25 protein-coding genes are annotated in these 24,728 nt (G+C 58.5%); 9 read left to right on the top strand and 16 right to left on the bottom strand.

Translation table 11 applies throughout. The features are described from left to right. Nucleotides 1-88: 88 nt before the first annotated feature. Nucleotides 89-793 (bottom strand): endonuclease/exonuclease/phosphatase family protein, encoded by a 705-nt coding sequence (locus MHM86_RS02065; protein WP_239195217.1) that lies wholly within the window; start codon nucleotides 791-793, stop codon nucleotides 89-91. 57 nt (nucleotides 794-850) lie between these two features. Between MHM86_RS02065 and MHM86_RS02060 the strand changes: the two genes are divergently transcribed. Continuing rightward, nucleotides 851-1,483: a hypothetical protein gene (locus MHM86_RS02060; RefSeq protein WP_239195215.1), complete on the top strand. Its 633-nt coding sequence runs from the start codon at nucleotides 851-853 to the stop codon at nucleotides 1,481-1,483. Nucleotides 1,484-1,494: 11 nt separating this feature from the next. Here the strand turns inward: MHM86_RS02060 and MHM86_RS02055 are convergent, their stop codons facing one another. From MHM86_RS02055 to mazG, 6 genes are all read right to left on the bottom strand, one after another. Further along, entirely contained in the window at nucleotides 1,495-2,913 is a 1,419-nt protein-coding gene (locus MHM86_RS02055) for a YdiU family protein (RefSeq protein WP_239195213.1), read from the bottom strand. Between the two features lie 49 nt (nucleotides 2,914-2,962). Further along, nucleotides 2,963-3,409 carry a GNAT family N-acetyltransferase gene (locus tag MHM86_RS02050; protein ID WP_239195211.1) on the bottom strand — a complete coding sequence of 149 codons (447 nt, stop codon included), beginning with the start codon at nucleotides 3,407-3,409 and terminating at the stop codon, nucleotides 2,963-2,965. Then, nucleotides 3,406-4,347, bottom strand: coding sequence for a nucleoside hydrolase (locus MHM86_RS02045; RefSeq protein ID WP_239195209.1), 942 nt, complete (start codon nucleotides 4,345-4,347; stop codon nucleotides 3,406-3,408). Before MHM86_RS02045 ends, MHM86_RS02050 begins: the two co-directional genes overlap by 4 nt. Nucleotides 4,348-4,490: 143 nt before the next feature. Then, the gene (locus tag MHM86_RS02040) at nucleotides 4,491-5,420 is read right to left on the bottom strand and encodes a LicD family protein (RefSeq protein WP_239195208.1); all 930 of its coding nucleotides are present in this window, start codon (nucleotides 5,418-5,420) and stop codon (nucleotides 4,491-4,493) included. A gap of 193 nt (nucleotides 5,421-5,613) precedes the next feature. Continuing rightward, a complete protein-coding gene (locus tag MHM86_RS02035) occupies nucleotides 5,614-6,627 on the bottom strand; it encodes a Fe(3+) ABC transporter substrate-binding protein (RefSeq protein ID WP_239195207.1) in 1,014 nt (337 codons plus the stop codon). A gap of 82 nt (nucleotides 6,628-6,709) precedes the next feature. After that, nucleotides 6,710-7,549 (bottom strand): nucleoside triphosphate pyrophosphohydrolase, encoded by an 840-nt coding sequence (mazG, locus tag MHM86_RS02030; protein ID WP_239195206.1) that lies wholly within the window; start codon nucleotides 7,547-7,549, stop codon nucleotides 6,710-6,712. A 165-nt stretch (nucleotides 7,550-7,714) separates the two neighbouring features. Here mazG and MHM86_RS02025 point away from each other — a divergent pair, with 165 nt between their 5' ends. Both MHM86_RS02025 and MHM86_RS02020 read left to right on the top strand, forming a co-directional pair. After that, nucleotides 7,715-8,899, top strand: coding sequence for a M20 aminoacylase family protein (locus MHM86_RS02025; RefSeq protein WP_239195205.1), 1,185 nt, complete (start codon nucleotides 7,715-7,717; stop codon nucleotides 8,897-8,899). 111 nt (nucleotides 8,900-9,010) lie between these two features. Continuing rightward, entirely contained in the window at nucleotides 9,011-9,400 is a 390-nt protein-coding gene (locus tag MHM86_RS02020; RefSeq protein WP_239195204.1) for a DUF1499 domain-containing protein, read from the top strand. Between the two features lie 4 nt (nucleotides 9,401-9,404). Here the strand turns inward: MHM86_RS02020 and MHM86_RS02015 are convergent, their stop codons facing one another. Then, nucleotides 9,405-9,752 carry a hypothetical protein gene (locus MHM86_RS02015; protein ID WP_239195203.1) on the bottom strand — a complete coding sequence of 116 codons (348 nt, stop codon included), beginning with the start codon at nucleotides 9,750-9,752 and terminating at the stop codon, nucleotides 9,405-9,407. Nucleotides 9,753-9,814: 62 nt separating this feature from the next. Between MHM86_RS02015 and prfA the strand changes: the two genes are divergently transcribed. From prfA to MHM86_RS02000, 3 genes are all read left to right on the top strand, one after another. Next, the gene (gene prfA / locus MHM86_RS02010; RefSeq protein ID WP_239195202.1) at nucleotides 9,815-10,864 is read left to right on the top strand and encodes a peptide chain release factor 1; all 1,050 of its coding nucleotides are present in this window, start codon (nucleotides 9,815-9,817) and stop codon (nucleotides 10,862-10,864) included. After that, a complete protein-coding gene (gene prmC / locus MHM86_RS02005; protein ID WP_239195201.1) occupies nucleotides 10,861-11,694 on the top strand; it encodes a peptide chain release factor N(5)-glutamine methyltransferase in 834 nt (277 codons plus the stop codon). Before prfA ends, prmC begins: the two co-directional genes overlap by 4 nt. A gap of 246 nt (nucleotides 11,695-11,940) precedes the next feature. After that, a complete protein-coding gene (locus MHM86_RS02000; RefSeq protein WP_239195199.1) occupies nucleotides 11,941-12,522 on the top strand; it encodes a DUF4167 domain-containing protein in 582 nt (193 codons plus the stop codon). A gap of 73 nt (nucleotides 12,523-12,595) precedes the next feature. Here MHM86_RS02000 and speB read toward each other — a convergent pair whose 3' ends face one another. Continuing rightward, nucleotides 12,596-13,558, bottom strand: a complete 963-nt coding sequence (speB, locus tag MHM86_RS01995; protein ID WP_239195197.1) for an agmatinase — start codon at nucleotides 13,556-13,558, stop codon at nucleotides 12,596-12,598. Nucleotides 13,559-13,680: 122 nt separating this feature from the next. Here speB and MHM86_RS01990 point away from each other — a divergent pair, with 122 nt between their 5' ends. Continuing rightward, the gene (locus tag MHM86_RS01990; RefSeq protein WP_239195195.1) at nucleotides 13,681-14,283 is read left to right on the top strand and encodes a TetR/AcrR family transcriptional regulator; all 603 of its coding nucleotides are present in this window, start codon (nucleotides 13,681-13,683) and stop codon (nucleotides 14,281-14,283) included. 44 nt (nucleotides 14,284-14,327) lie between these two features. Here MHM86_RS01990 and rsmA read toward each other — a convergent pair whose 3' ends face one another. From rsmA to lptF, 6 genes are read right to left on the bottom strand one after another with little or no spacing between them, the layout of a single operon-like run. Continuing rightward, nucleotides 14,328-15,179: a 16S rRNA (adenine(1518)-N(6)/adenine(1519)-N(6))-dimethyltransferase RsmA gene (rsmA, locus tag MHM86_RS01985; protein ID WP_239195193.1), complete on the bottom strand. Its 852-nt coding sequence runs from the start codon at nucleotides 15,177-15,179 to the stop codon at nucleotides 14,328-14,330. Between the two features lie 12 nt (nucleotides 15,180-15,191). Then, nucleotides 15,192-16,172, bottom strand: coding sequence for a 4-hydroxythreonine-4-phosphate dehydrogenase PdxA (gene pdxA, locus MHM86_RS01980; protein ID WP_239195191.1), 981 nt, complete (start codon nucleotides 16,170-16,172; stop codon nucleotides 15,192-15,194). Further along, a complete protein-coding gene (locus tag MHM86_RS01975) occupies nucleotides 16,169-17,392 on the bottom strand; it encodes a peptidylprolyl isomerase (RefSeq protein WP_239195189.1) in 1,224 nt (407 codons plus the stop codon). Before MHM86_RS01975 ends, pdxA begins: the two co-directional genes overlap by 4 nt. Nucleotides 17,393-17,395: 3 nt before the next feature. Beyond that, nucleotides 17,396-19,564 carry an LPS-assembly protein LptD gene (locus MHM86_RS01970; protein ID WP_239195187.1) on the bottom strand — a complete coding sequence of 723 codons (2,169 nt, stop codon included), beginning with the start codon at nucleotides 19,562-19,564 and terminating at the stop codon, nucleotides 17,396-17,398. A 26-nt stretch (nucleotides 19,565-19,590) separates the two neighbouring features. Next, nucleotides 19,591-20,685 (bottom strand): LPS export ABC transporter permease LptG, encoded by a 1,095-nt coding sequence (lptG, locus tag MHM86_RS01965; RefSeq protein ID WP_239195185.1) that lies wholly within the window; start codon nucleotides 20,683-20,685, stop codon nucleotides 19,591-19,593. Then, nucleotides 20,682-21,815 carry an LPS export ABC transporter permease LptF gene (gene lptF, locus MHM86_RS01960; RefSeq protein WP_239195183.1) on the bottom strand — a complete coding sequence of 378 codons (1,134 nt, stop codon included), beginning with the start codon at nucleotides 21,813-21,815 and terminating at the stop codon, nucleotides 20,682-20,684. Before lptF ends, lptG begins: the two co-directional genes overlap by 4 nt. Nucleotides 21,816-21,977: 162 nt before the next feature. Here lptF and MHM86_RS01955 point away from each other — a divergent pair, with 162 nt between their 5' ends. Beyond that, nucleotides 21,978-23,447 (top strand): leucyl aminopeptidase, encoded by a 1,470-nt coding sequence (locus MHM86_RS01955; protein WP_239195181.1) that lies wholly within the window; start codon nucleotides 21,978-21,980, stop codon nucleotides 23,445-23,447. 6 nt (nucleotides 23,448-23,453) lie between these two features. Further along, nucleotides 23,454-23,921, top strand: coding sequence for a DNA polymerase III subunit chi (locus MHM86_RS01950; RefSeq protein WP_239195179.1), 468 nt, complete (start codon nucleotides 23,454-23,456; stop codon nucleotides 23,919-23,921). Nucleotides 23,922-23,987: 66 nt separating this feature from the next. Here MHM86_RS01950 and MHM86_RS01945 read toward each other — a convergent pair whose 3' ends face one another. Further along, the gene (locus MHM86_RS01945; protein ID WP_058317377.1) at nucleotides 23,988-24,545 is read right to left on the bottom strand and encodes a YSC84-related protein; all 558 of its coding nucleotides are present in this window, start codon (nucleotides 24,543-24,545) and stop codon (nucleotides 23,988-23,990) included. Nucleotides 24,546-24,728: the final 183 nt, after the last annotated feature.

The following is a 24,728-nucleotide window of genomic DNA, read 5'->3' as shown; positions in this document are numbered from 1 at the left end:
GGCTGCGCTGATAGCGGGCTGTGGGGCAGGGTGCAAGAGGGCCAATGCGCAAAGATCAGGCCTTGCGAACATCACTTTCGCATCTCCTTCACGCCACCAGATCCAGCCAGACCGGCAGGTGGTCAGAAGCGATGCGCGCAGGGCGCTGCCGATGCACGCCTGCGCTCACAACTGTTAGATCCGGCGATAACGCAAAACGATCTAGCCCCGCGATTGGGCGCGGCGCGGGATAACTGGCGGGCGTGGCCAGCACCTGCATATTTCCCAACTGAGCCGAAAGCGGTTGCTCATTGCCCCACTCGTTGAAATCGCCCGCAATCAACGTGCGCATCGGCGCGAGCGTGTCCAGATGGCGACGGATCGCTGCCAGTTGCAGCAGGCGGTGGCGGCGGATCAGGCCCAGATGGGTGCCGACCACGCGCAAGGGGCCGGATCGCGTGTCCAGATCGGCGCAGATCGCGCCGCGCGGCTCCAACCCCGGCAGATCAATATGATCAGTGTGCAAGACAGTGATACCGGGCTGTGCCAGCATGGCATTGCCATGCCAGCCCAAAGACCCGCCCACCTGCCCAAACGGCAGAACCTGCCAGCCGTGTGCCTCGACCAGACCATGAGGGAGCGCGGCAGGACGGGGCGGTAGGCGCTTGTCCGCCTCTTGTAGCACAACCAGATCGGCGCCAAGCGCCTCGATCACCTTAAGGCTGCGGCCTGGTCTGCGACGCAGGTCAAGACCGACGCATTTTTGCAGGTTGTAACTGGCGACGCGGAAAGGCGATACTGAGGCAGCTGTCATAGACCCAAGATAGTCATCACCGACGGAGAGTGAACCCTGTTTAGCGAACAAACATTGTTGGCGCGCGCGATCTGGACGCTATTGGCGCTTTTTGGCGCAGTGTCGCTACTTGCGGGGCGGTGGTCGGTTGCTTTTGTGTCCTTTGGCACGCTGGCGGTGTCACTGGCGCCACTGTTTGTCGCCCGCTGGGCCGATATCAAGGTGCCGCCAAGTTTCATCGCAGCCATTGTCGCCTTTGTCGGAGGGACGCTGTTTCTGGGCGAGGTGTTTGATTTCTACGAAGCTTTCTGGTGGTGGGATGTGGTCATGCACGGCAGCAGCGCAGTTGGGTTCGGCTTGATCGGTTTCGTGTTGATTTTCATGATGTTTCAAGGCGATGCCTATGCTGCACCCCCCATTGCTATGGCGTTTTTCGCGTTCTGTTTTGCAATAGCTATCGGTGCGTTTTGGGAAGTGTTCGAATTTGGCATGGATCAGCTCTTTGGCCTTAATATGCAGAAATCCGGCCTGATGGACACGATGGGCGATCTAATCGTTGACGCCGCGGGCGCACTGATCGGTGCAAGCGCAGGTTGGGCCTATTTGAAATATCAAAACCGCCGGCGCGGTCTGGCGGCGGTGATTGAGGAATTTGTGCGCAACAATCCGCGGCTTTTCCCGCGCCGTTTGCGTAATCGTTTCAAAGACTAACGCCTTGAGTGTCAGGTCCCGCAGAAGGTCGCTTTAACCACCTCGTTAGGCTGTGGTGGCGCGGTGAGATCAGCGTCTGCCACGGCCAGGGCATAGGGTTTCGACAATACACGCATTAACCGGTGAAATGGCTCCATATCGCCGTCAACAGCTGCCGTGATCATATGCTCCACCCGATGATTGCGTGGGATCACAGCAGGGTTCACCCGACACATCAGGTCCTGCGGCGCATCCTCTGCCGCGATACGTTGCCGCCAGCGTGCCCGCCAGACAGCGAAGGCGGCGGGATCGCTGACGTTCTTGATCTCCGCATCTTCTGACAAAGCACGGAAAGTATTGGTGAAATCTGCCTCTTGCTGTGTCATCAGGCGCAGTAGGTCGCCAATCAGCGGTTCATCCTCAGTCGTGGCCGAGGCAATGCCGATTTTCTGCCCAAACGCCCGCAACCACTCAGTGCGGATCTGCTCGGGCATGGTATTTACGATTTCGGTGAACGCAGCAACCGCTGCGTCGCCGTCGGACATCAAGGGAACCAGACAGGACGCCAGTTGCGCCATGTTCCAGCAGATGATGTTTACCTGATTGTCATAGGAATAGCGCCCCTGATGGTCGATAGAGCTATAGACGGTAACTGGATGAAATTTATCCATAAACGCTGCCGGGCCGAAGTCGATTGTTTCACCCGACAAGGTCGTGTTGTCGGTGTTCATCACCCCATGAATGAACCCGACGCCCATCCATTGTACCACCAGTTTGATCTGTCGTGCGATCACCGCTCGCAGCAAGTCATGAGGCGTTTCAGCCTGCGGATAATGGCGATCGCGGGTGTAGTCATACAGCGCTTGCAACCCCTCCAGATCCCGGCGCGCGTAAAAATATTGGAAAGTACCCACGCGGATATGGCTGCTTGCCACACGCGTGAGCACCGCACCGGGCAGGCCGGTTTCACGCTGCACGCGTTCGCCAGTAGCGACGGCCGCCAACGCGCGGGTTGTAGGGATGCCGAGGGCATGAAACGCCTCACTCAGCAGATATTCCCGCAGCACCGGACCCAGCCACGCGCGCCCATCGCCGTTGCGGGAATAGGGCGTGCGCCCCGACCCTTTCATTTGAATATCAACGCGTTGACCGTTAGTCTTCAACACTTCGCCCAGCAGCAGCGCACGACCATCCCCCAGTTGCGGAGAGAACCCGCCGAACTGGTGGCCCGCATAAATCTGCGCGAGCGGATCGGCACCCTCCGGCACTTTGTTACCGCCAAACACCTGCGCCATCTCCTCAGGTAATCCTGCTGTAATGCCCAGATCGGCAGCCAAGCCTTCATTAAAGGCCAGCAACTCGGGTGCGCGCACCGGCTCTGCTGTCTGGCGGGTGTAAAAACGATCCGGCAGGGTGCCGTAGCTGTTCTGAAAGGGGATCTGTAGTGTCATGGAGCGAAGGTAACGTGCGTCCGCCCGAAGGCAATCGCAAAAGCGACGTTTAGCCTTCGCGTGTCAGAGTAATAATCCCGTTGCGCTGCTTGAAATGCAGGCGGCTGTAAAATCGTTGTGCGGCTTCATCATCGAAGGGGATCTGGACATTCATCGCCTTTAGCCCTGCATCAGCCAGCGCTTTTGGCAGTTCGCTTAACACTTCATGACCAATCCCGCGCCCGCGCACGGACGGGCGCAGAAACACCTGATCCACGGTGCCAATCATACCGCCATATTCCACGGACCAGCCAAAGCTGATTACGATATAACCAATCGGCGCGATGCGCGGTCCGATCAGGTAGACCACGCCCAGCGGGTTGCCTTCTAGCAGGGGGGAAAGCGCAGATTCACAGTGATCAGTCTTTGTTGGGGCGCCGATGTGCTCATGAAAAGCCTCAACCAGCGGCAGCAACTTAGGCAGATCATCCGGCCGCGCCAGTCGCAGCGCAGTCATAAGCGGGCCATCCGATCTCGCAACAGGGTGAAGAAACCATCAGCGTCAATATCGCCCATAAACAACGCGTTGGGCGCGCGGTCGGTGACGCCCCACCAATCGGCAACGGTCATGCCCATGGTCAGTTCGGATTGGGTTTCGATCGACACGTTGATATGGCGACCGGAGAACAGGTCGGGATTGATCAGATACGCCGTGACGCAGGGATCATGCAACGGCGCCCCTTCGGAGCCGTATTTTTCCTTATCAAAGCGTTCGAAAAAATCGGTCATCTCTGCCACCGCGATGCCGACGCGATTGCCAACAGCGCGGAAAGCGTCGTTGCGCGACGTTGTGACCAGCGCTTTGTGGGTCACGTCCAGTGGCATCACGACAATATTAGCACCGGATTTAAACACGATATCAGCCGCTTGTGGATCGACGTAAATGTTAAATTCGGCTGCGGGGGTGATGTTGCCAACCTCAAAGTAAGCGCCCCCCATCAATACGATCTGCTTCACCCGCTCGACAATGTCCGGCGCGCGTTCAAACGCGGTGGCGATGTTGGTCAGCGGTCCCAGCGGGCATAGTGTTACCGTGCCAATGGGTTCTGAGCGGAGCGTTTCAATGATGAAATCAACGCCGTGCTGATCCTGTAGAGGCATAGTTGGATCGGGAAGCGTGGGGCCGTTCAGGCCGGTTTCCCCATGCACATGTTCCGCGGTTACCAATACGCGGCCCATAGGGTGATCGCAGCCGGCAAACACCTTTACGTCAGGCCGTCCGGCCAGTTCGCAGATTCGGCGCGCGTTGCTTTCTGTCAGCGCCAGCGGCACGTTGCCCGCAACCGCTGTGATGCCCAGCACCTCAATTTCTTCCGGGCTGGCAAGCGCCAAAAGGATAGCGACCGCGTCGTCCTGTCCGGGATCGGTATCAATGATGATTTTCTGCGCCGCCATCTGCTGCCTCCGTTGCGTGAACGGCAGAGTGGCGGCAAAATACAGGGATGTCTAGCTGCGCTGGTCGCAGTAGGTCACGGAAAATGCGCCATTTTCCGCGCAGACGGTGGCGCAATCAAGCCGAATGCCGAGGTTGGCCGATTTTAGTCCGCCTCCAAGGCCTCCAACCGCTCGCGGAAGGCCTTGAACTGGCGGTTTGCCAGCCCCCAGCGGAACACAAATCCCGGGTCCGGCTGCGCCCAGCCCTCGCCATAGTTTTGCGCCAGCACCTCATCGGGGCGGTTTGGAATGGGCAGGCCTGTGGTTTCGCAGATTTGGGTCGGCAGGAAACTGTCGGTCGCCAGATCACCGGCGCAATAGGGGTAAATGTGAAACCGCCCGTTCTGGTTCCACGCAGGGAACAGGTCGATGTTATAAGGGCCGTCCGATTTCAGTTTGCGTGTGGCGGGGTTCCGGGTCTGTTCCCCACTCAGCAGTCCTGCTTCGGCCAGGTCAGCCGTCAAGGCAAACCATTTCTCCGCTGCATCTTCGGCACTGTCCGCCTCAAAGCAGAGGCCCAGATCCACATCATCATCGTAGGAAATCAGTTTCTTGTCGCGATAGGCTCCCAACAAGGTTCCGGAGTTTAAGAACGCCTCATAGCCGTGCGCCCGCAACTTTTCAATCCCCGCGCCAATGTCAGCCCAGATCGTATCGTGGTCCAATTCACTGAAGCTGCGGTGGAAATGCAGACCGTCCAGTTGACCGTCTCTGTCGCAGATGTACTTCAAGACCTTCTCGAACTGTTGATACACCTCAGGTTTTGCGCATTCCAGTGACGCGCGAAACAGCCGAAAGAGTGGTTTTTGTGCCTGCCTGACGCGGCCACCGCGTGCCAGAGTGGCCAGAATGCGTGCCTGAAGGAAGGGGAGGTCTTTTTCCAACTCGGGGAAGGTGTCGGCCAGTTCGCCCAGTTCAATCACTGCAGCGCGGGCTTTGTAGGTTTTTTGCGGGGAGGCGAGCTGCGCCAGCGCCTCACGCCGAATTTCGTCCGCACGCGCGGCGGCGGCCTGTGCATTATCTTGCGACGCCATAATCTATAATCCGTATACCTATTGGCCTGCTGGCCGTTATAATCTGTTGGCCTCACCCTACGCAGAAGCCTTTATCGCGTGCAAGGCGCAAAGGGATTAAACATCTAAGCAGAAGAGCTTAACGAAAAACAGGCCCCGCGAGGCCTGTTTCTTAATACAGTGTTGATCGCGGCGTATACATTCGCCAGGCGGATCAGTTGTCGAAATCGACCTGTTCCACCAGCTTCAGCGCGGTGGCGCGCTGTGCTGCCAGATCCATCAGGTTGACGCTGTCAGGGGTGAATGCCCCCCAGCTTTGGACCAGTTCGTTTGCCTCCGATCCGGGTGCGATCGGGTATTCAAAGTTTGCGTCGGCGTAGACTTCCTGCGCCTTTTGCGAGGTAAGGAATTCCATCATCTTCAGCGCGTTGTCACGGTTCGGCGCCGCCTTGGTCATTGCAACGCCTGAAATATTCACGTGGGTGCCTGCGTTTTCAAAGGTGGGGAAGGTGATCTTCACACTTTCGGCCCACGCCTTTTGATCGGGGTCCTTCAACATCTTGCCCATGTAGTAGGTGTTGCCCAGTGAGATATCGCATTCGCCGGACCAGATCGCCTTGACCTGTGCGCGGTCGTTGCCCTGCGGTTTGCGCGCCAGATTGGCTTTCACACCTTCCAGCCAGGTTTTGGCGGCTTCTTCACCGTGGTGATGCAGTACGGCGGAAGCCAGCGCGATGGTGTAAGGATGAGTGCCAGACCGGGTGCAGATGCGGCCTTTCCACTTTGGGTCGGCCAGATCTTCGTAGGTGGTGATCTCACCTTCGGCGACCCGATCCTTCGATGCGTACACGATACGCGCGCGGGTGGTCAGGCCCCACCAGTGACCTTCGGGGTCGTGGTAGATGTCGGGCACGTTTGCCGACAACACGTCAGAGGTGACGGGCTGGGTCACCCCGGCGTTCACAACCGCAGCCAAGCGCGAAATATCAACGGTAAAGACCAAATCTGCGGGCGAGCGATCACCTTCGGCCTGCAGGCGTTCGACCATCCCTTTTTTCAGATAAGCGACGTTGACCTTGATACCGGTTTCTTCGGTGAAGGCATCGGTCAGCGGTTTGATCAGTTCAGGCTGGCGATAGGAATACACGTTCACCTCACCTTCAGCCTGAGCGGAGGTGGCAGCGATGGCAAGGGGAACCAGCGGCAACAGGGTTTTCTTGGTCAGCATGAGGGCCTCTTTGAAGGTGCAATTATGATTGGCGAAATAACTGGGTCACTGCAGCCGCGTCGTCAATACCTGAATTAAAATATCAGGATTTTCCGGCAGCAGAACGCTCATCCACCTTCACGGCATCCCATAAAGCATCCATTTCCGCCAGAGAACTGTCCTCTGGACGTTTGCCGAGCGCAGCCAGTTTCGCCTCAACGCCTTCAAAACGGCGGATAAACTTGTTGTTTGCGGCCCGCAGCGCGGCCTCCGGTTCGACGTTCAGATGACGCGCGAGATTGGCGATAACAAACAGCAGATCGCCAAATTCCTCCTCCACCTCCACTTGGGTCAGAGTGTCGCGGGCCTCTACCAACTCCTGCGTTTCCTCTGCGATCTTGTCGATCACCGCGCCAGCATCGGGCCAGTCAAAGCCTACGCGCGCGGCGCGTTTTTGCAGCTTCACCGCGCGCAGCAGGGCAGGCAGTCCAACAGCAACACTGTCCAATGCGCCCTTCTGTGCTTTGCCAGCACGCTCCGCGGCCTTGATCGTTTCCCAATCACTCACTTGCTGATCTGCCGATTTTTCACGACTTTCATCGCCGAAGACATGCGGATGGCGGGCAACCATTTTGTCCGACATCGTGTCAGCCACCTGATCAAAGGTAAACAAGCCCGCCTCTTCGGCCATCTGCGCGTGGAAAACAGATTGAAACAACAGATCACCCAGTTCTCCCTTCAACTCCCCCCATTCCTTGCGCTCAATTGCGTCAGCCACTTCATAGGCTTCTTCAATCGTATAAGGTGCGATGGTGGCGAATGTCTGTTCGATGTCCCACGGGCAGCCACTGTCGGGATCCCGCAGTGCACGCATAATCTCCAACAGGCGCGGCATGCCGCCGTTTGGGGAATGGATCAGCGCATCATCTCGGGTCTTGGTCATCTGGGCACTCTCTTGGCTGATATGTTGGGGCCACCCTACGGCCTGTGCGCCAAGAGGGGAAGCCCGCGTTGCGTGCCAGCGATTAACCCCGTCATCCTGCGGCATTTGCATTCACACATTTCCACGCTAGACCATCACTAACCACCTAATGAAGGAACCGCCAAGATGCCTGTGATCAACCGCATCGCCGCCTACGCCGAAGAGATGACCGCATGGCGCCGTCATTTGCATGAAAACCCAGAACTGGGCTTTGACTGCTTTGAAACCGCCGCCTTTGTTGAAAGCAAGCTACGGGAATTCGGTGTGACCGAAATTCATACCGGCATCGCTAAAACTGGTATTGTCGCACTGATCCGTGGCAAGGGAGCCAAAGAATCTGTGCATGACGGCAATGGTCCAGTCATCGGATTGCGTGCTGATATGGATGCCCTGCCGATGGACGAGGAAACAGGCCTGCCGTATGCGTCGAAAGTGGCGGGCAAGATGCACGCCTGCGGCCATGACGGTCATACTACGATGCTGTTAGGTGCGGCAAAATATTTGAATGAAACCAAAAACTTCACCGGCACAGTTGCACTGATCTTTCAGCCTGCAGAGGAGGACGGCGGTGGCGGTGGCGTCATGGTAGATGAAGGAGCGATGGACCGGTTCGGGATCCAGCAGGTTTATGGCATCCACAACGCCCCGGGCGAGACGTTTGGCGAATTTCAGACCACGCCTGGTCCGATCATGGCCGCCGTTGACACCTTTCACATTAACATTACGGGCGTTGGTGGCCACGGTGCCCATCCCGATGAAACCAAGGATCCGGTGGTTGCTGCCGTGGGGGTTGTGCAGGCGATCCAGACGATCAGCAGCCGCAACCATTATGCGCTGAACGATCTGGTGATTTCGGTCACGCAGATTCACACAGGGTCTGCTGAAAATATCATTCCAGAGAGCGCCTATATCAACGGCACCGTGCGCACCTTTGACAAGGCGGTGCAGGCGATGGTGATGCAGCGGATGCAAGAGATTTGTGATGGCTTAGGTCCCGCCTATGGAGTCGAGGCCAAGCTGGACTACGAAATCTGGTATCCGGCTACGGTGAACAAGGCCGAAAACACCAGTTTTGCTGCGGATGTGGCGCGTGAAGTGGTCGGCGCGGACAATGTGATTGATGATATCAGCCGCGGCATGGGCGCCGAGGACTTTTCGTATATGTTGGAAGCGCGGCCAGGCGCTTATCTGTTCCTTGGCGCCGGCGAAGGCCCGGCGGTCCACAACAGCAAATATGACTTCAATGATGAAATCAGCCCGATCGGTGCGTCGTTCTTTGCCCGTTTGGTGGAAACTGCGCAGCCTGCTTAGGCCGCGGCCTGCCTGAGGCATATCGTCTGAGGACGCCGCGGAACGCCTGTTCTAACACGCTTTCAATCGTTTATGGGGGGCAAGGGCGCTCCGACCGAGAAAGGGAATGCAATGAAATGGTTGATTTTTATGCTCGCGGTGATCGCGGGCCTTATGGTCTATGTACGTCTTGCACCTATTGCAGTTGACGTCTGGCACACAACGGTCGAAGGCGACGCGGATCAGGATTTCGACGGCGGCGTGATCCGTATTGCGGATGTGTCGCTCGCCTCGCTGCATCAGGTGGCGCAGGGCTGGGAGCGGACATCGGTTCTGGCTGGTTCGGTGCAAGAGGGCCGTATCACCTATGTGACCCGCAGCCTCCTGTGGGGGTTTCCTGATTTGACCACGGTTGAGGTACGCGAAAACGGTGTCGCGATCCATGCCCGTCTGCGCTTTGGCAAATCTGATCTGGGTGTGAATGGCAAACGCGTTGCCGCATGGCTGGCCGCGGCGCAATAAGCGCTTAGTTCATCGACTTGTCCGGCTCAGACATCAGGGGCAGGGCGGAGGTCTCACATCCTTCGCCCACTTCGCGCCACATCGGCACATTGACCGAGATCTGACATTCCGCCGTAAAGCTGCGGCCATCGACCTCCATGCAGATCCGCTGACCCAGTTCAAACCGTGTACGCATGCGGTCTGTGCAATAACACTCTACCGTTTTGATGTTTCCAAAATTATCGATGCCGGATTTTACCGCGTTCACCGGGCTTGATTGTGCCAGCGCCGCGCGGGGAGCGGCCCCGATCAACACGGTTGCCAACACCGCCACAACACCCGAGGGCACAATGATGTCCTGAAACTGTCGCATGCCGCCATCCTATCATATCCCGCACCCTTGACCAAATTGTCAGAATACGAAACACCAGCCCTATGATTTCACTGGACCGACTAGAACAGATCACCGGCCGTTTCGGCTATATCGAGGCACAGATGGCCGAAGGCGGCGGCGATATCGCCGCGCTAGGGCGCGAATATGCAGAGTTGCGTCCTGTGGTGGAACAAATCGTCGCTTATAAACAGCTGCTTGCCGACCTCGAAGAGGCAGAACAGATGTTGGACGATCCGGATATGAAGGAGCTGGCAGAGGAAGAGCTGCCCGCGCTCAAGGCGGCCCTGCCTGCCGCCGAAGAGGCGCTGCAACTGGCGCTATTGCCCAAGGATGCGGCGGATGCGCGCCCTGCGATGATCGAAATCCGCCCCGGCACCGGTGGTGATGAGGCGGCGCTGTTCGCTGGTGATCTGCTGCGGATGTATCAACGTTATTCAGAGGCGCGGGGCTGGTCGTTCAAGGTGATTGAACTGTCCGAGACAGAGCTGGGCGGCATCAAAGAGGTCACCGCCCATGTGAAGGGCGAGGGCGTTTTTGCCCGTTTGAAATACGAAAGCGGCGTGCACCGTGTGCAACGCGTGCCGGAAACTGAAAGCGGCGGGCGTATTCACACGTCTGCCGCAACAGTGGCTGTTCTGCCAGAGGCAGAGGATGTGGATATTCAGATCGATGCGAACGACATCCGCATCGACACCATGCGGTCCTCTGGTGCCGGCGGGCAGCACGTGAACACCACCGACTCCGCCGTGCGGATCACCCACCTGCCCAGTGGCATCGTGGTCACGAGTTCCGAAAAATCCCAGCACCGTAACCGAGAGATTGCGATGCAGGTTCTGAAAACGCGTCTGTATGATATGGAGCGACAGCGTATTGATAGCGAACGCTCTGCCGACCGAAAATCGCAGGTTGGATCGGGCGACCGATCCGAGCGCATTCGCACCTATAACTTCCCTCAAGGGCGGATGACCGATCACCGCATCAACCTGACGCTCTACAAACTGGAACAGGTCATGCAGGGCGATCTGGATGAGGTCATTGATGCACTGACCGCCGATCATCAGGCCGCCTTGCTGGCAGAGATGGACGCATGAGCACGGTTCAGGCGCTGCTGGTTGCCGCTGGCCGTCGCCTGCGCCATGCTGGGATTGACGCAGGCGATGCACGGCCCTTGCTAGCCCATGTTTTGGGGGTTGCCCGCGACCAGCTGGTGCTAATGGGACCGGAGGAGGTCAGTGATGATCTCGCCGCAAGGTTTGAGGAAGTTATAAACCAGCGTGTCGTCCATCGACCGGTGTCAAGGATCATCGGTGAGCGTCTGTTTTGGGGTCGGTCCTTCATCGTAACTGATCACGTTCTGGATCCGCGACCGGAAACAGAGAGCCTGATTGCCGCCGCGCTGGACCTGCCAGCGCCACAGCGTCTCCTCGATCTCGGCACCGGCACTGGCTGCATTCCGCTGACCCTACTGGCTGAATGGCCCGAAACTGCTGGCGTTGCTTGCGATATCAGCCCTGAGGCTTTGTCTGTGGCGATGCAGAACGCTGACGCACTGGGCTTAAAGGATCGTTTGACGCTGATACAATCGGATTGGTTCGCGCGGGTGACGGGGCAGTTTGATCTGATTACTTCAAACCCACCTTATATCTCGGACGCTGAGATGGCGGAATTAAGCCCAGAGGTTCTGGACCATGACCCCCATCTTGCGCTGACGCCAGGCGGTGATGGGCTGTCTCCTTACCGTATCCTTGCCAAAGGCGCGCGGCACCACCTGACGGCGCGTGGTTGCATTCTGGTGGAAATCGGCTGGAAACAGGGGCCGGATGTGGCGCAGATCTTTGCCGATGCGGGACTGATTGACGTACAGATCCTGCCGGATATGGATGGGCGCGACCGTGTCGTTCGGGGACGCAATATCGGCTAAAATGAGCCGCCAAAGCCTGTTAACCCCCCCGTCGCTTGGCAAAAAAGCATCTCTTTTGGCGATTTTTCGCACTGGGGACTTGTCAGACGCCGCCTTCACCGCTACGCAGGGGATGTCGAGAAGATGGATGCTTCAACGCTCCCCCTCGACGCCAAGCCACAAATGTCGGACCCCGGTAGGTACAAGAGCGCAAGAGGCGTGAAGCGGACCCGACATGTTGAAATTTTAAGGCTGGACAGCAGTAACATGAGATCTTCGAAATCCCGTTCTCGGTCCAAATCGAACCGCAACAACAATCGGTCGGTTGGAAACATTGTAAACCGGGTCTTTGACAGCTCCGGCCCAGAGGGCAAGGTGCGCGGGACGCCGCAACAGATTATCGACAAATACAACCAGTTGGCCCGTGATGCGCAGCTGGCAAACGATCGCGTTGCGACCGAAAACTTTCAGCAGCACGCTGAACACTATCTGCGCCTGCTGAGCCAAGCGCAGAAAGAACAGGATGCGCGCCGCGAACAGCAGGAACAGCAAAACCGCGAACGTCAGGCAGAGCGTGACCGTGAACGTGCGGCCCGTCAGGAACGCGAATCTGCCGCAGTCGGCACTGGCGAACAGCCTGACCTTCTGGACGGCGCGCCCGCTGCTGAAGCAGAGGGCGGCGACAGTGAAAGCAGTCTGGTGGAAACGCCGGAAAACAAATCCGAAAAGCCGAAGCGTGCCAGCAAACCCCGCCGTCCGCGCAAGCCCAAGGCGGATGCAGTTCCGGCAGAGGGTGGTGAAGGCGACACGCCCAAATCCAGTCCCGACGCCTCTGAAGCGGCAGAATGATAAACGCTTAAGGTTCAAAAACGAAAAAGCCTCCCCTTTGGGAGGCTTTTTCTTGGTCTGCCAACGCGGCCTGTCAGGCCCGCTGAGCCGCCGCTTTCAGGCACAGGATTTCGGTGCCGATTGTGGCGGCCACCAACGCGGTGATTTCAGCATGGTCATAAGGTGGCGACACCTCAACAATATCCGCCGCAACCAGATGAATGCCTTCCAGCTTGCGCAGAATAGATAGCCCCTGATGACTGCTGAGGCCGCCGGGAACCGGCGTGCCCGTACCGGGGGCAAAGGCAGGATCCAGACAGTCGATGTCAAAACTAAGGTAGGCCTTGGCATCGCCGACCGCGTTCTTCACCGCCTGCGCCACCTCGGCAGCAGACATCTCATGCACCTGATCGGCCTGCAGGATTGTCATGCCATAGCTTTCCTCGCCCTCATAGCAGCTGCGAATGCCGATCTGCACCGAACGGGTCGGATCGATCAGCCCATCCTCAATCGCGTAGCGGAACATTTCGCCATGATCCTGACGACGCTCGTCAGATTGTTCCACGTCGCGGTGAGCGTCGAAATGCACCAGCGCCAAAGGCCCATGTTTCGCCGCCTGCGCCTGCAGCAGCGGGTAGGTGACATAGTGATCGCCCCCCAACGCCAAGGCAAAGGCGCCGCTGTCGACAATAGGCGCCATATGGGTGCGCACGGTTTCTTCAAATAATGCAGGACGGGCAAAATCAATTGCGCAATCGCCGTAATCCGTAACCGCAAGTGTTTCAAACGGATCAAATCCCCAAGGCCAGATCGGTCCCCAGGCCAGTTGCGACGATGCACGACGGATCGCTTCAGGCCCGAACCGTGTTCCGGGGCGGTTGGACACCGCGCAGTCAAAGGGAATGCCCGTCACCACAGCATCCACACCGGTCAGATCACGGCTGAATTTGCGTCGCATAAAGCTGCGTGCGCCAGAATAGCTGTTTTCGACGTTGGTTCCCATCAGGTCTTGACGCAGGAAAGCCTGATCAACGGGTTTAAGGGGGAACTGTGACATGAGGTGTCCTTTGCATATCTCTGAACGGTCAACCTGCGCGATTCCAATAGCCAAGTAAATACTTACTTTTTAGGACGCGTGATTTTCTGGACCCTGACCACCAGATCAGTCATATAGAAGCCATGCGTCGTGACCCCAAACAGACCCGTTCTCAGGCCAAGGTGGCCGAAATTCTGACCGCGGCCCAACGTGTGCTTATTGATCGTGGTGTGGAAAACTTCACCACCAATCATGTAGCGTCAGAAGCCGGCTGTAATATCAGCACTATCTACCGCTATTTCCCTGAAAAACATGAAATTTTACACCAGCTCTACCACATGTGGCTGGCGGATGAGGTGGCGTTGAACCTCGCAGCGGTAGCGGAGGCAAAGCACCCGATCGACCCCGCGACATTCGTCGCGGAACTGTTTCGTCGCCATCTAGAAACCCATGATGAGGACGCCCACGCACTGGCGGTAGAGCTGACCAAAGCGCATTTCCTCAGTAAAGAAATCCGCGCCATAGAAGGCCGTCACGAAGTTGGCGTGGTCGAGGCGGTGCTGGCGCATTTGCCGCAAATGACGTCTTATAGCTTCACGGCAGAGCAGGTGATCTATGTGTTCCGACTGGCGCTGTCGCTACTGGTGATGATCAATACCGCCGAACCAGAGGATCGCGCCGCCTTGTCAGACATGGCGATTGGCACGTTGGAACAAACCGTGCGCGGGTTCTACACGCAGGGGTGAAAACGCCTTTCAACGTTCCTGAAATACTCAAATCCGCGCTGAAATCAGGCGCGGATATTGCGGGCCAGGGCGCAGAACTGTTCCAGTCCCACGGTTTCGGCGCGATCTGTGGGTTTGATACCCGACGCGATCAACCGATCCTCCAGATCCGGCGTCAGACCCTTCAGCGCGGCGCGCAGCATTTTGCGGCGTTGGTTGAACGCTTTTGCTACCACCATTTCCAATGTTTTGGCATCCGCCTCAAACCGTGGCGCGGGTAGGGCGGTGAGGTTCACCACCGCAGAATGCACTTTCGGCGGGGGATTAAACGCCTCTGGCGGCAGACCCAGAACGATGCGTGCGTCAGTGCGCCATTGGGCGAGGATGGCAAGGCGGCCGTAGGCCTTCGAGCCCGGCTGGGCGACGATGCGTTCCGCAACTTCGCGCTGGAACATCAACGTCAGTGATGTCCAGAACGGTGGCCATTCCTTTGGCGTCAGCCAGCGCACCAGCAGTTCAGTGCCCACGTTATAAGGCAGGTTGGCGGCGATGCGGATCGGTGGGGTCAGATGTTCCAGCGGATTGATTTCCAGCGCATCTGCGTTGATCACCTGCAGCTTACCCGGATAGGCTTCGCTGATCTCAGCCAGCGCGGCCATACAGCGGCTGTCTTTCTCGATCGCCAGAACTTTGCGCGCACCTTCAGCCAACAGGCCACGGGTCAGACCGCCGGGGCCGGGGCCAACCTCTAGCACGTCGCATGCCTGTAGATCACCAGCCCGTTCGCCTGCAAGGCGGGCAATCTTGGAGGTCAGGTTCAGATCAAGTAGGAAGTTCTGACCCAGCGATTTCTTTGCCGCGATGCCGTGGGTGTCAATCACCTGTTTCAGCGGAGGCAGGGAATCGATGCCGCTCATATGATAGCGTCCTTATGACGGTTCGCCCAAGCGGGCCGCGGCCATACGGGCGGCCTGACGCAGGGCGTGAATGGTTGAAGATGGATTGGCAAGTCCTTGACCTGCAATATCAAAAGCGGTGCCGTGATCAGGGGACGTGCGGATGAACGGCAGGCCCAGCGTGATGTTGACGCCTTCGTCAAAGCCGATGGTCTTGATCGGAATCAACGCTTGGTCGTGGTACATGCAGACCGCCACATCATAGCCTGCACGCGCACGGGCGTGAAACATCGTGTCGGCAGATGCAGGGCCGCGCAGATCGTAGCCCTCAGTGCGCATTTGCTCAATCAGCGGGGTGATCCAGCGCAATTCCTCATCCCCCATTGCGCCGCCTTCGCCTGCATGCGGGTTGAGCCCGGCAACGGCAATGCGCGGCGTCGCGATACCATAATCGCGTTTAAGGCCCGCGTGGGTGATTTCGATCGTGCGGCGCAAGCCATCGGCGGTCAGCGTTTTTGGCACCTCCGACAAGGCGATGTGAATGGTGGCAGGCACCACGCGCAATGCGTCACAGGCCAGCATCATCACCACCTGGTCCACACCTGCCAAAGCGGCGAGGTATTCAGTGTGACCGGGATAGGCAAAATCCGCGCCGTCCTGCAGTGCCTTTTTATGGATCGGCAGCGTGCAAAGCGCAGAAGCCTCACCCGACTGCACCAATTCAACGCCACGGGCGATCACGTCGATCACCCCTTGGGCATTCGCAGGATCGGGCTGACCAGCCACCGCAGGCGCGGCGAAATTGTGACGCAACACGGGTAGACCACGGGGCATGGCGGCGATGGCCTGGTTCGGCGCAGCGATATCAACAGTCGGCGCATCCTTTGGCAGATGGGACGGATCACCGATCAGAAAGAACGGCAGTTCCTCGCGCAGCGCGCGCCATGCGGCCACGGCCAGTTCCGGGCCGATACCTGCAGGTTCGCCACAGGTCAGCGCGATGGGCTGCCTCATTTTGAGACGATCCGCGCGTTCGACCGCAACTCTGCCAGATATCCGTTGGCGAAGCTTTCCAACTGCTGCGCGCGCAGGCGGTTGGTGACCTCTTCGCGGCTGGCCTCTTGGCCAAGGACGGGCGAGCGGCCGCAGAGGGTCACCAGCTGTACGTCACCTGTATCGGTCGATAGATTGGCCGACGTTTCGCCTGCATCCAATTTGGCCAGTTCGATCGCCAGAGCGCCGGGAATATCCTCCGGCGCGGCGCTGGTGACAGACAGTAGGGACGCGTCTTTGCCGTAGTTTTCCCCATAGAGGTCATCACAGCTGTCCACCGCGCTGGCAATGCGCGCCGCCTCGGCCAAGTTTGCGTCCGTGCGGCCACCGGGCAGGGTCAGTGTGGCGTATTCTACTGCAGCAATCTTTGGTGCGCGGTAGGGGCTTTCTGCCACAGCGCGCAGTTGGAACACCGCCAGAGCACCCTGCATAGGGATCACTTGGGTGGTTTCCCCAGGTTCCAGCCCCAGAAGGACCGGACGCAAAGGCGCGGGCAACTGCGAGATCGGCAGCCATTCCAGCCTGCCGCCGTTTTCACGGGTTGGCGCGGCAGAGAAACGCTGCGCAGCCTCAGTGAAGCCGTTGAAACTGTTTATTTTTGCCACACCTTCAGCAATTTCAGTGATACGGGCCTCATAGCCTTGTTGTAGCGGAATGATCACCTCTGACAGCAGCACCTGCAGCGAGGTTTCAGATCCCAGTGCGGCAATTGCGCGGTCGATATCATCGTCCGTGACAGACACACGACGGCCGAAACGGGCACGCACCAGTTCGCGCCAGATCTGGCCAGTGCGAACGAAGTCGAAAACCGTTTCCTTCGCCACACCATCCTGTGCGGCAAGGCGCAGAAACTCAGCTGAGGTCAGATTGGCGCGGGCGGCAAACTCGGCAACGCCCTGTGTGACAGCATCCTCTGGCAGTTCTAAACCAACAGCGCGCGCGGCCTGAGTTTTCAGCCGGTCCTCGATCAACTGCTGGCGGGCCAGGGCGTTGAGATCGCCGGGGGTGTTCAATACCCGCAAAAAGGCGATGCGCTGTTGCAGTTCAAATCGGGTGACAACCTGATTGTCGACCTTCACAACAGGTGCAAACAAACCCTGTGCAACAGCGGGCGCTGCGGCCCCCATCATGGCGCCAGCGGTCAAGGCGGCGATCAAAGTCTGACGGGTTTTATTCATCATGCGTTAATTCCTGCAACTGCGCGTGTAACTGCGATCGGTTTTGCCGCTGGAGAACCCAGTCAGGTTCACGGTGAAATCGATCGAGGTCGACGCGTCCACATTAGTCGAAGAGGTAAACCGGCGCGAGAGGGAAAGATTGAGGTCCACACATTCGTTACGATAGTTCAGGCCCAGGCTCGCTTCGTCCAGACTGTCGCCCGCAACATCATAGCGCCATTCGGTAGAGGCAATCCAATGTTGAGCAAAACGGTAGCGTCCGTCTAGCACCCATTCGGAAATCACATCCGCACGCTGTTCGACAGTATCGCGGCCCAACCAGACGTAAGAGGCCGAAAGGCCCGCGTCTTTGCTCTGCCAGTTCAGCCGCGCCTCTGCCTTGTTGGCGCTGAGATCGCTATCAAACAGCGTGCGGGCGCTGAGGTCAAATCCGTTGGCGCTGCGCAGGTGGGCAGCAACCAGCAGGTCAGATGTCCGGCCCGACAGCCCCGAAGTGACAGAGAAATCCTCTTCGCGCGCGCTGCGGTGGATCTGTCCAACGGTCAGGTCCGACGACCACTTGGCAGACTGCCGTACCCAGCGCAGACCATACCCCACCTGTTGGCCGCGCTCGCGGCGGCTTTCCCCACTGAACCGCGACAGGTTCAGCAGGTTGCCTTCGTCAAACTCGGCGCGGGTGCTGTCCTCGTTCGGGATGTTGTCGTTGCGGCCACCGGTCCAGCCGATCATTGCAAGCGGTTCCAGCAGATGCGTCACGCCACGGCCGGTCTGTGCCTGCCACGGCCAGCGCAGGATTGCCTGCGTTTCAGGATGCAGTTGCGTCTGGGTGTCCGGTGTGGTGCTGTCCTGCGCCACGGCGAAACTGTCTGCACGTGCGCCCAGCATATAGCTGGCCCGCAGACCATAAGGCAGCGTCCAGTCACGGCGCCATTGCGCTGACAGATTGGCACGAGTCACGTCGCGCCCCAGTTGATCCAGATCCGAATAACGATGGTAAGCAGCCACCTGAGCCTCTAGCGTCAGGTGGCCGCCAATGGCGGAGGCAGGACGGATCACCTTTTCGTATTGCCCTTCTGCGACAACAGAGGGGATCTGCGAATTGATCTCTCCCTCACGCAGGGACTGATAGCTAGTCAGACGTGTGTTGATATATTCATCGCGCCGCACGCGGCTGATCGCCACCTCTGAACGCAGCCGGTCCTTGGAAGAGAAATCGTAATCCAGCAGATAGGCTTCGTCCGTCACGGCCTCGATCTGCAAATCCAGCTTGAAGTCGTTGGGCAGGTCAAACTGACCCGCACCAAACAGGTAGCCACGCACGCCCGTTTCCAGCGTGTCGTCGGACAGAGCACCGGTAAAATCGATGTCACCGCTGTGGAACGCTTGCCGGTAACGCAGTTCCAGCGTGCGGGTGTTGTTTGAGAGATAGGGCGTCACGGTCAGGTCGCTGTGATCGCCGATACGGATGAAATAGGGCAGGCGGACGCCCAGTCCCAATTGGCTGTTCTGGCGCAGTGAAGGGATCAAGAAGCCAGTGGCGCGATCAAGCGTCGGGTCAGGCAGGCGCAGGCGCGGCAGCCAGAAGATCGGTACATCCAAAACGCGCAGCTGCGCGTGGTCGAAATAGAGCTGTTGCGCCTCTGTGTCATGCGTCGTGCGTTTGGCGCGGATCTGCCACAGCGGCGGACGACCTGTTTCACAGACGCGGCACGATGTGGCCGCCACCTTGTAGAGCTGGGTATACCGTCCGCCAACGCGGCTGATCTGGTTGGCCGCGAGTTGCACCTTCTGGTCCAATACCATTCGCGCACCGAGCAACAGGCCATTTTCCAGACGGTTGTCCAACGCACCCGCATCCGCCATGATCACCGCCCCCTCACCATCATCAAGCGTGATTGGCCCGGTCAGTTCCAGCCGGTCCTCGCGCCGGTCATAGCGAATTTCAGCGGCTTTCAGGCGGCGTCCCTGATGAAACACCTCGACGTTACCACTGGCGATCAGCAGGTCACGGCCCTGCACCTCCAGCTTGTCCGCCACAAGAGTCGCGGGCTGCGCCGCTGCCTCTTCGGTGGGCGCAGGGACTGTTTGGGCAAAGCTATGTGTCGGCAACCCTGCTGCGATTGGTGCGGCCAGGGCCAGCACCATACAGGTGGACTTCAGCAAAGTGGATGTCATAGGCTTAATATGTCGAAGGCGCGGCGTCATCCGTCCTCCATATGCAAAAGCAGGCCAAGTGCAAGCATCACCGACGCAACAGGCGGTGCCCAAGCGGCAAGATAGATGCTGATTTGTCCATTTTCCCCAAGGATTTGGGCAAAGTTACGAATATAGTAAAGCGTGAAGCCCAACATGATCGACGCCAGAACCGCCAGACCGGTGCGACCGAACCGGCTGTGGCGCATGGTAAAGGCCGAAGCGATCATCACCATCGCCACCAAAAACAGCGGTCGCGCCAGTTCGCGCTGCAACCAAACCGCGTGGCGGCGGGCGGAAAATCCAGCCTCTTCCAACTGACCGATATAGGACGGCAGATCCCAGATCGAGATTGTGCTGGGCTGACCGAAACTGTCGCGAATCCGTTCCTGCGTGAGGTTGGATGGCAGGGTCAGCTCTGCCAGCTGCTCTGCGGTTGATTCTGGGTTTTGATCGCCCAGAGTCCAGCGTTTGGCGTTGCGCATCACCCATGCGCCACGTTCCAACGTTGCGGCCTCTGCCTCAATTCGGCTGATGGGGCCACCGGTCGCGCTATAGGTCAGGAAGGTCACGTCATAAAACACCGATCCGGCGGGATCGGCGCGGCTGGCGCGGATAACGGCCTGTCCGTCTTCGTCGCCCTGACGCAGCCACAGGCCTTCGCCGCTGATCGAAAAGACCTGCGCATTGCCGCTGGAATAGCTCTCATAGAGGATTTCATAACGCTTGGAGGTGGCGGCAACGATGGGATTAAACACCGCAACCGCAATGACCCCGATCAAAGTGGCCACCAGAAGCGGTGACAGCAGGCTGCGCAACGCCGAACGACCGCTGGCGCGCGCCACCACCAATTCCGACGACCGCGCCAGCCCAAGGAACAGGCTGATCGTGGTCAGGATCATCACCAGCGGAAAGATATCATAAAGCCCTTTGGGCGCGTTCAGCAGGGTCAGTTCAGCGATATTTGCAAACGATACCCCGCGCGCGGAAAAGCGACTGATCTGTTCCACCAGATCAATCAGTGTCATCAACAGGAAAAAAACACCAAAGATGCCGGCAAACAGCACGGCAAATTTGCGGGCAAAGTAAAAATCCAGCTTCATGCGCTTTGCCCCTTTGTTGCCTGTTCCTGCTGTCTGAGGCGACGACGCGCCTTTGGGCGTGCAGCGATATGGAGGATCACCGCAGCCATCAAGAAGCCCACCAGCGAGGGCGCGTAAACCATTGGCCATAGGCTGGCATCCCCGCGCACAACATCGGTCGCCAGTCCTTCGACCAGTTTAACGACCACCAGCAGCACCAGCGCACCGACAATCTGCCGCCAGACGCCAAACCGCGAAAACTGTCCCAAGAGGAGCGTGGAAAACCCGATCAGCGCAGCGGCGACGCAGAGAAAGGCCTGATTGACGCGGAAGTGCAGCTGTTCCACCACATAGGCGCGGCTGCGTCCGGTTTCTGCCACAGCGCGATCAACTCCGCCGGTGCCGGGCAACAGATCCCATGTTGGACGATGGCGCACGGCGGGCGGCTTGTCTTCTGCGGCGCCAAGGGCACCGCTGATGTCATAGGCGAAATCGTCGAAGGTGGTGGTGAACAGACGTTCGCCAGTGGCGGTGTAATTCTGCGCCAGACCATCGACCATGACCAGCTTCACCGCGCCTTTGTCCTGAATGAGATAGGCTTCGCGGGCGGTATAGCTCAGCGCCCGTGTCGGATCACGACGATCGGACAGGAACACATCGTTCAGCGTGCCATCTAGATCGATCTGACGGATATAGAAGGTGATGCCTTCAACCGGATGCAGGAACGTGCCTTCCGTCAACAGCCGCGCAGTCACATTGCGCGAAATCTCAGCCTCGCGTTCGCGCATCTGACCGCCACTTATCGGCACCAGAATATGCGTCAGCAGTGACATCAGCAGGCCAATGATCAGCCCATAGTACACCACCGGCCGCGCCAGGCGCCATGGGCTGAAACCGGTTGCCTGCATCACCACCAGTTCGGATTCATTGCTGAGCCGGTTGGTTACATACACAGCAGCGGCAAAAACTGACATGGGTAACACCAGCCGGATCACATTCGGCAGAGTAAGAGCAGTGAATTCCAGAAACACCAGCGCCGACTGGCCATCGCCGATCAGCCGGTCAAACAGACGAACAGCGGAGTTGATCCAATAGATCGACACCAGAACCAGCGCAAAGAAGCCAAACAGCACCATCAGCTGCGACAGCATATATCTGTCGAATCTCGACACTTGGCCCCCCAACGGCATCAATCACTTGCGGCGGACACTACTGTAACTCTACGGCGGGGAAAACTGCTATCTGGCATTGTCGGCGGAGGAACGCTAAGTCTGTGTGAAACACCAACTATATTCACCGTGAGAGAGCATCCCATGACCACACCGATTTCCGTGACGTTTGAGGCCACCGATCTGGACGCTTTTGCCACCGTTGAAGGGCGCGTTGCCGTGATCCTCGACGACGAGGGCAAACTGGATCCGGCAGGCCGTCGCCTGAATAAACTGACCCGTGGCGCGCTGGCGCGACTGGCGGAGGCAGAACAGTTTGAGAAGGCCAAACAGGGGCAGGTGATCACTCTGGCTTATCCGGTTGGTCTGGCGGCTGAAGCACTGGATGTGGTGAAGCTGTCACGCCGTGCCAGCGTGGAGGATGCACGTAAGGCAGGGGTTGCGCTGGCGCGTGCCAAAGGCAAAGCGGCGTTGCTGCTAGCGGCGGGCAATGTGCGTCATGTGGAACAGATCGCGCTTGGACTGAGCTTGCGCGCCTACAGCTTCACGGATCACAAATCGGCAGAGGCCGAAGTGAACGCTGATGCCCGCATCGCCTGCACCAAACCTGAGGAAGCGTCCAAGGCCGCAGGCCCGCTGCTTGCGATGGCCGAAGGTGTGTTCTTTACCCGCGACCTGACTTCGGAACCGGCGAATGTTCTGACCACCACCGAATTTGCCAACCGCTTGGTTGAACTGAAATCGCTGGGCCTTGAGGTTGAGGTGCTGGAAGAGGACAAGCTGGCCGAACTGGGCATGGGCAGCCTGTTGTGCGTCGGTCAGGGCAGCGACAGCCCGTCCAAGGTCGTGGTGATGCAGTGGAAAGGTGGCGATGCAGATGCAGCCCCGCTGGCGCTGGTCGGTAAAGGTGTGGTCTTTGACACTGGCGGCATCAGCCTGAAACCCGCAGGCGGCATGGAAGATATGACCATGGATATGGGCGGCGCCGGTGTTGTGGCTGGCGCGATGAAGTCGCTGGCGCTGCGGAAGGCCAAGGCAAACGTTGTGGGGCTGGTCGGCCTCGTGGAAAACATGCCGTCCGGTAACGCCACCCGTCCGGGAGATGTGGTCAAATCCATGAAGGGCGACACCATCGAGGTGATCAACACCGACGCCGAAGGGCGTTTGGTTCTGGCCGATGTGCTGTGGTACGCCCAAGACCGGTTTAACCCCGCAGGCGTTATTGATCTGGCCACCCTCACAGGTGCGATCATCATCGGTCTGGGCCATGAAAACGCCGGCGTCTTCTCCAATGATGATGACCTGTGCAAAGGCTTCCTGAAGGCCGCTGAGGCCGAGGGCGAAGGTGCATGGCGTATGCCGATGGGGCAGGCCTATGACGATCAACTGAAATCAGCGATCGCGGATATGAAAAACGTCGGCACCCGTGCTGGTGGCTCGATCACCGCAGCGCAGTTCCTGCAACGCTTCATCAAAGACGGCACGCCTTGGATGCACCTCGACATCGCCGGTGTGGCCAGCGTGAAGGCGGAAACCGCCTATGCACCCAAAGGATCCACCGGTTGGGGCGTTTTGGCGTTGAACCGACTGGTTGCAGATAAGTTCGAGGTCTAAACCACTATGGGCGCTGCATATTTCTATCACCTGACACGCGCTCCGCTGGCGCAAACCTTGCCGATGCTGCTGGGGAAATCCCTACAGGCAGGGTGGCGCGTTGTGGTGCGCGGGCAGGATGAGGGAATGATGCAAGCGCTCGATTTGGCCTTGTGGAAGGGGGCAGAAGACAGCTTCCTTCCGCATGGGCTGGCGGGGGGAGGTCATGACAATCAACAGCCTGTGCTTTTGGGATGTGATGTGATGGCTGAGGCCAACGATGCCAGCTGCCTGATGTCAGTGGGTGGCGCGCTGGTTACAGCAGAAGAGGTAGAGGCCCTGGACCGTGTCTGTATCCTGTTTGACGGTCTGGATGAAATGGCCGTTGATCACGCCCGACATCAATGGAAGGCACTGACCGGCGCAGGCTGTGCAGCACAGTATTGGTCCGAGGAAAGTGGTCGCTGGGAAAAGAAAGCTGAAACAGGCAATTAAGGCTGAAAGCTGATACGAAAAACGCGCCCCAAAGGAGGCGCGTTTTCTTTTACAAGCGTCTAGTGGTCAGGGAATGATGCGGGTGTATTTCACACCTTCCAGCGTCGCACCTGCCATCAGACCCGCCTGACCAAAAATCAGCGCCACAACCGGCGAGGTCGCTGTGGTGGTGTCGGCGCGCAGGTTGCCGCCCTGATCGTTCAGTGCGTATTCTACATCCGCACCTGCCGCCCAGCCCGACGAATGACGGAAGCGCATCAGCGACTGTTCGGTCATGAAAAAGAGCACATGCGCAAACTGTTGTGCGCCGATCTGCAGGCCAAAGCTGCCTTTGGTGGCCGAGTAATAGTCGACCGTTACACCGTCCACACGCAGCGCGCCACGGCCGTAGCCGCCGCCAATCCCAAACCCGGCCTCGGTGATCAGTGGCATGACCAGTTGACCGTTCGATTTTTCCGCCAGATCGCGGGTGTTGGGATAGCGCGAGTAGAGGTAGTTCAGGGTTTTATCGACGCGCGCGTCGATTTTCGGGGCGCCATTGGCGCCTACGCCGTTGCTGCACGCAGCGGTCAGGCCCGCACCGGCAAGCGCCAGCGAAAAGCCACGTCGGGTGAAGTTTGTCATGAGATTGCCCGTCTCTATAGTTCGTTGCCTGTTTGCCAAAGCGCCGGCATTTGCGTCGGCGCCCACTGTTTTCGGGTCTGTCGCCCAGATTTCTACACAGCAGTATATAAGGCACACAGACCACTGTCACGCGGTTTGCGTTGACAGTTGCGTCATGCGCAAGGCGCCGCTTAACAGTCTCTG

Origin of the sequence: Thalassobius sp. Cn5-15 (genome assembly GCF_022347685.1) — a bacterium.
In the GTDB taxonomy this organism is placed as follows: domain Bacteria; phylum Pseudomonadota; class Alphaproteobacteria; order Rhodobacterales; family Rhodobacteraceae; genus Thalassobius.
Note: the sequence above shows the minus strand (reverse complement) of the source record. Positions and strands in the feature narration are given on the sequence as shown.

Coding starts and splice junctions, on each gene's coding strand:
- pdxA (WP_239195191.1), bottom strand. CDS start 16,172: ATGAGGCAGCCCATCGCGCTGACCTGTGGCGAACCTGCAGGTATCGGC.
- MHM86_RS02055 (WP_239195213.1), bottom strand. CDS start 2,913: ATGACACTACAGATCCCCTTTCAGAACAGCTACGGCACCCTGCCGGAT.
- MHM86_RS01950 (WP_239195179.1), top strand. CDS start 23,454: ATGGGCGCTGCATATTTCTATCACCTGACACGCGCTCCGCTGGCGCAA.
- prfA (WP_239195202.1), top strand. CDS start 9,815: ATGATTTCACTGGACCGACTAGAACAGATCACCGGCCGTTTCGGCTAT.
- MHM86_RS02025 (WP_239195205.1), top strand. CDS start 7,715: ATGCCTGTGATCAACCGCATCGCCGCCTACGCCGAAGAGATGACCGCA.
- MHM86_RS02040 (WP_239195208.1), bottom strand. CDS start 5,420: ATGGCGTCGCAAGATAATGCACAGGCCGCCGCCGCGCGTGCGGACGAA.
- MHM86_RS01990 (WP_239195195.1), top strand. CDS start 13,681: ATGCGTCGTGACCCCAAACAGACCCGTTCTCAGGCCAAGGTGGCCGAA.
- MHM86_RS02045 (WP_239195209.1), bottom strand. CDS start 4,347: ATGGCGGCGCAGAAAATCATCATTGATACCGATCCCGGACAGGACGAC.
- lptF (WP_239195183.1), bottom strand. CDS start 21,815: ATGCTGTCGCAGCTGATGGTGCTGTTTGGCTTCTTTGCGCTGGTTCTG.
- speB (WP_239195197.1), bottom strand. CDS start 13,558: ATGTCACAGTTCCCCCTTAAACCCGTTGATCAGGCTTTCCTGCGTCAA.
- rsmA (WP_239195193.1), bottom strand. CDS start 15,179: ATGAGCGGCATCGATTCCCTGCCTCCGCTGAAACAGGTGATTGACACC.
- MHM86_RS02020 (WP_239195204.1), top strand. CDS start 9,011: ATGAAATGGTTGATTTTTATGCTCGCGGTGATCGCGGGCCTTATGGTC.
- MHM86_RS01945 (WP_058317377.1), bottom strand. CDS start 24,545: ATGACAAACTTCACCCGACGTGGCTTTTCGCTGGCGCTTGCCGGTGCG.
- MHM86_RS02050 (WP_239195211.1), bottom strand. CDS start 3,409: ATGACTGCGCTGCGACTGGCGCGGCCGGATGATCTGCCTAAGTTGCTG.
- MHM86_RS01970 (WP_239195187.1), bottom strand. CDS start 19,564: ATGACATCCACTTTGCTGAAGTCCACCTGTATGGTGCTGGCCCTGGCC.
- MHM86_RS02000 (WP_239195199.1), top strand. CDS start 11,941: ATGAGATCTTCGAAATCCCGTTCTCGGTCCAAATCGAACCGCAACAAC.
- MHM86_RS02015 (WP_239195203.1), bottom strand. CDS start 9,752: ATGCGACAGTTTCAGGACATCATTGTGCCCTCGGGTGTTGTGGCGGTG.
- MHM86_RS02035 (WP_239195207.1), bottom strand. CDS start 6,627: ATGCTGACCAAGAAAACCCTGTTGCCGCTGGTTCCCCTTGCCATCGCT.
- lptG (WP_239195185.1), bottom strand. CDS start 20,685: ATGAAGCTGGATTTTTACTTTGCCCGCAAATTTGCCGTGCTGTTTGCC.
- prmC (WP_239195201.1), top strand. CDS start 10,861: ATGAGCACGGTTCAGGCGCTGCTGGTTGCCGCTGGCCGTCGCCTGCGC.
- mazG (WP_239195206.1), bottom strand. CDS start 7,549: ATGACCAAGACCCGAGATGATGCGCTGATCCATTCCCCAAACGGCGGC.
- MHM86_RS02065 (WP_239195217.1), bottom strand. CDS start 793: ATGACAGCTGCCTCAGTATCGCCTTTCCGCGTCGCCAGTTACAACCTG.
- MHM86_RS01955 (WP_239195181.1), top strand. CDS start 21,978: ATGACCACACCGATTTCCGTGACGTTTGAGGCCACCGATCTGGACGCT.
- MHM86_RS01975 (WP_239195189.1), bottom strand. CDS start 17,392: ATGATGAATAAAACCCGTCAGACTTTGATCGCCGCCTTGACCGCTGGC.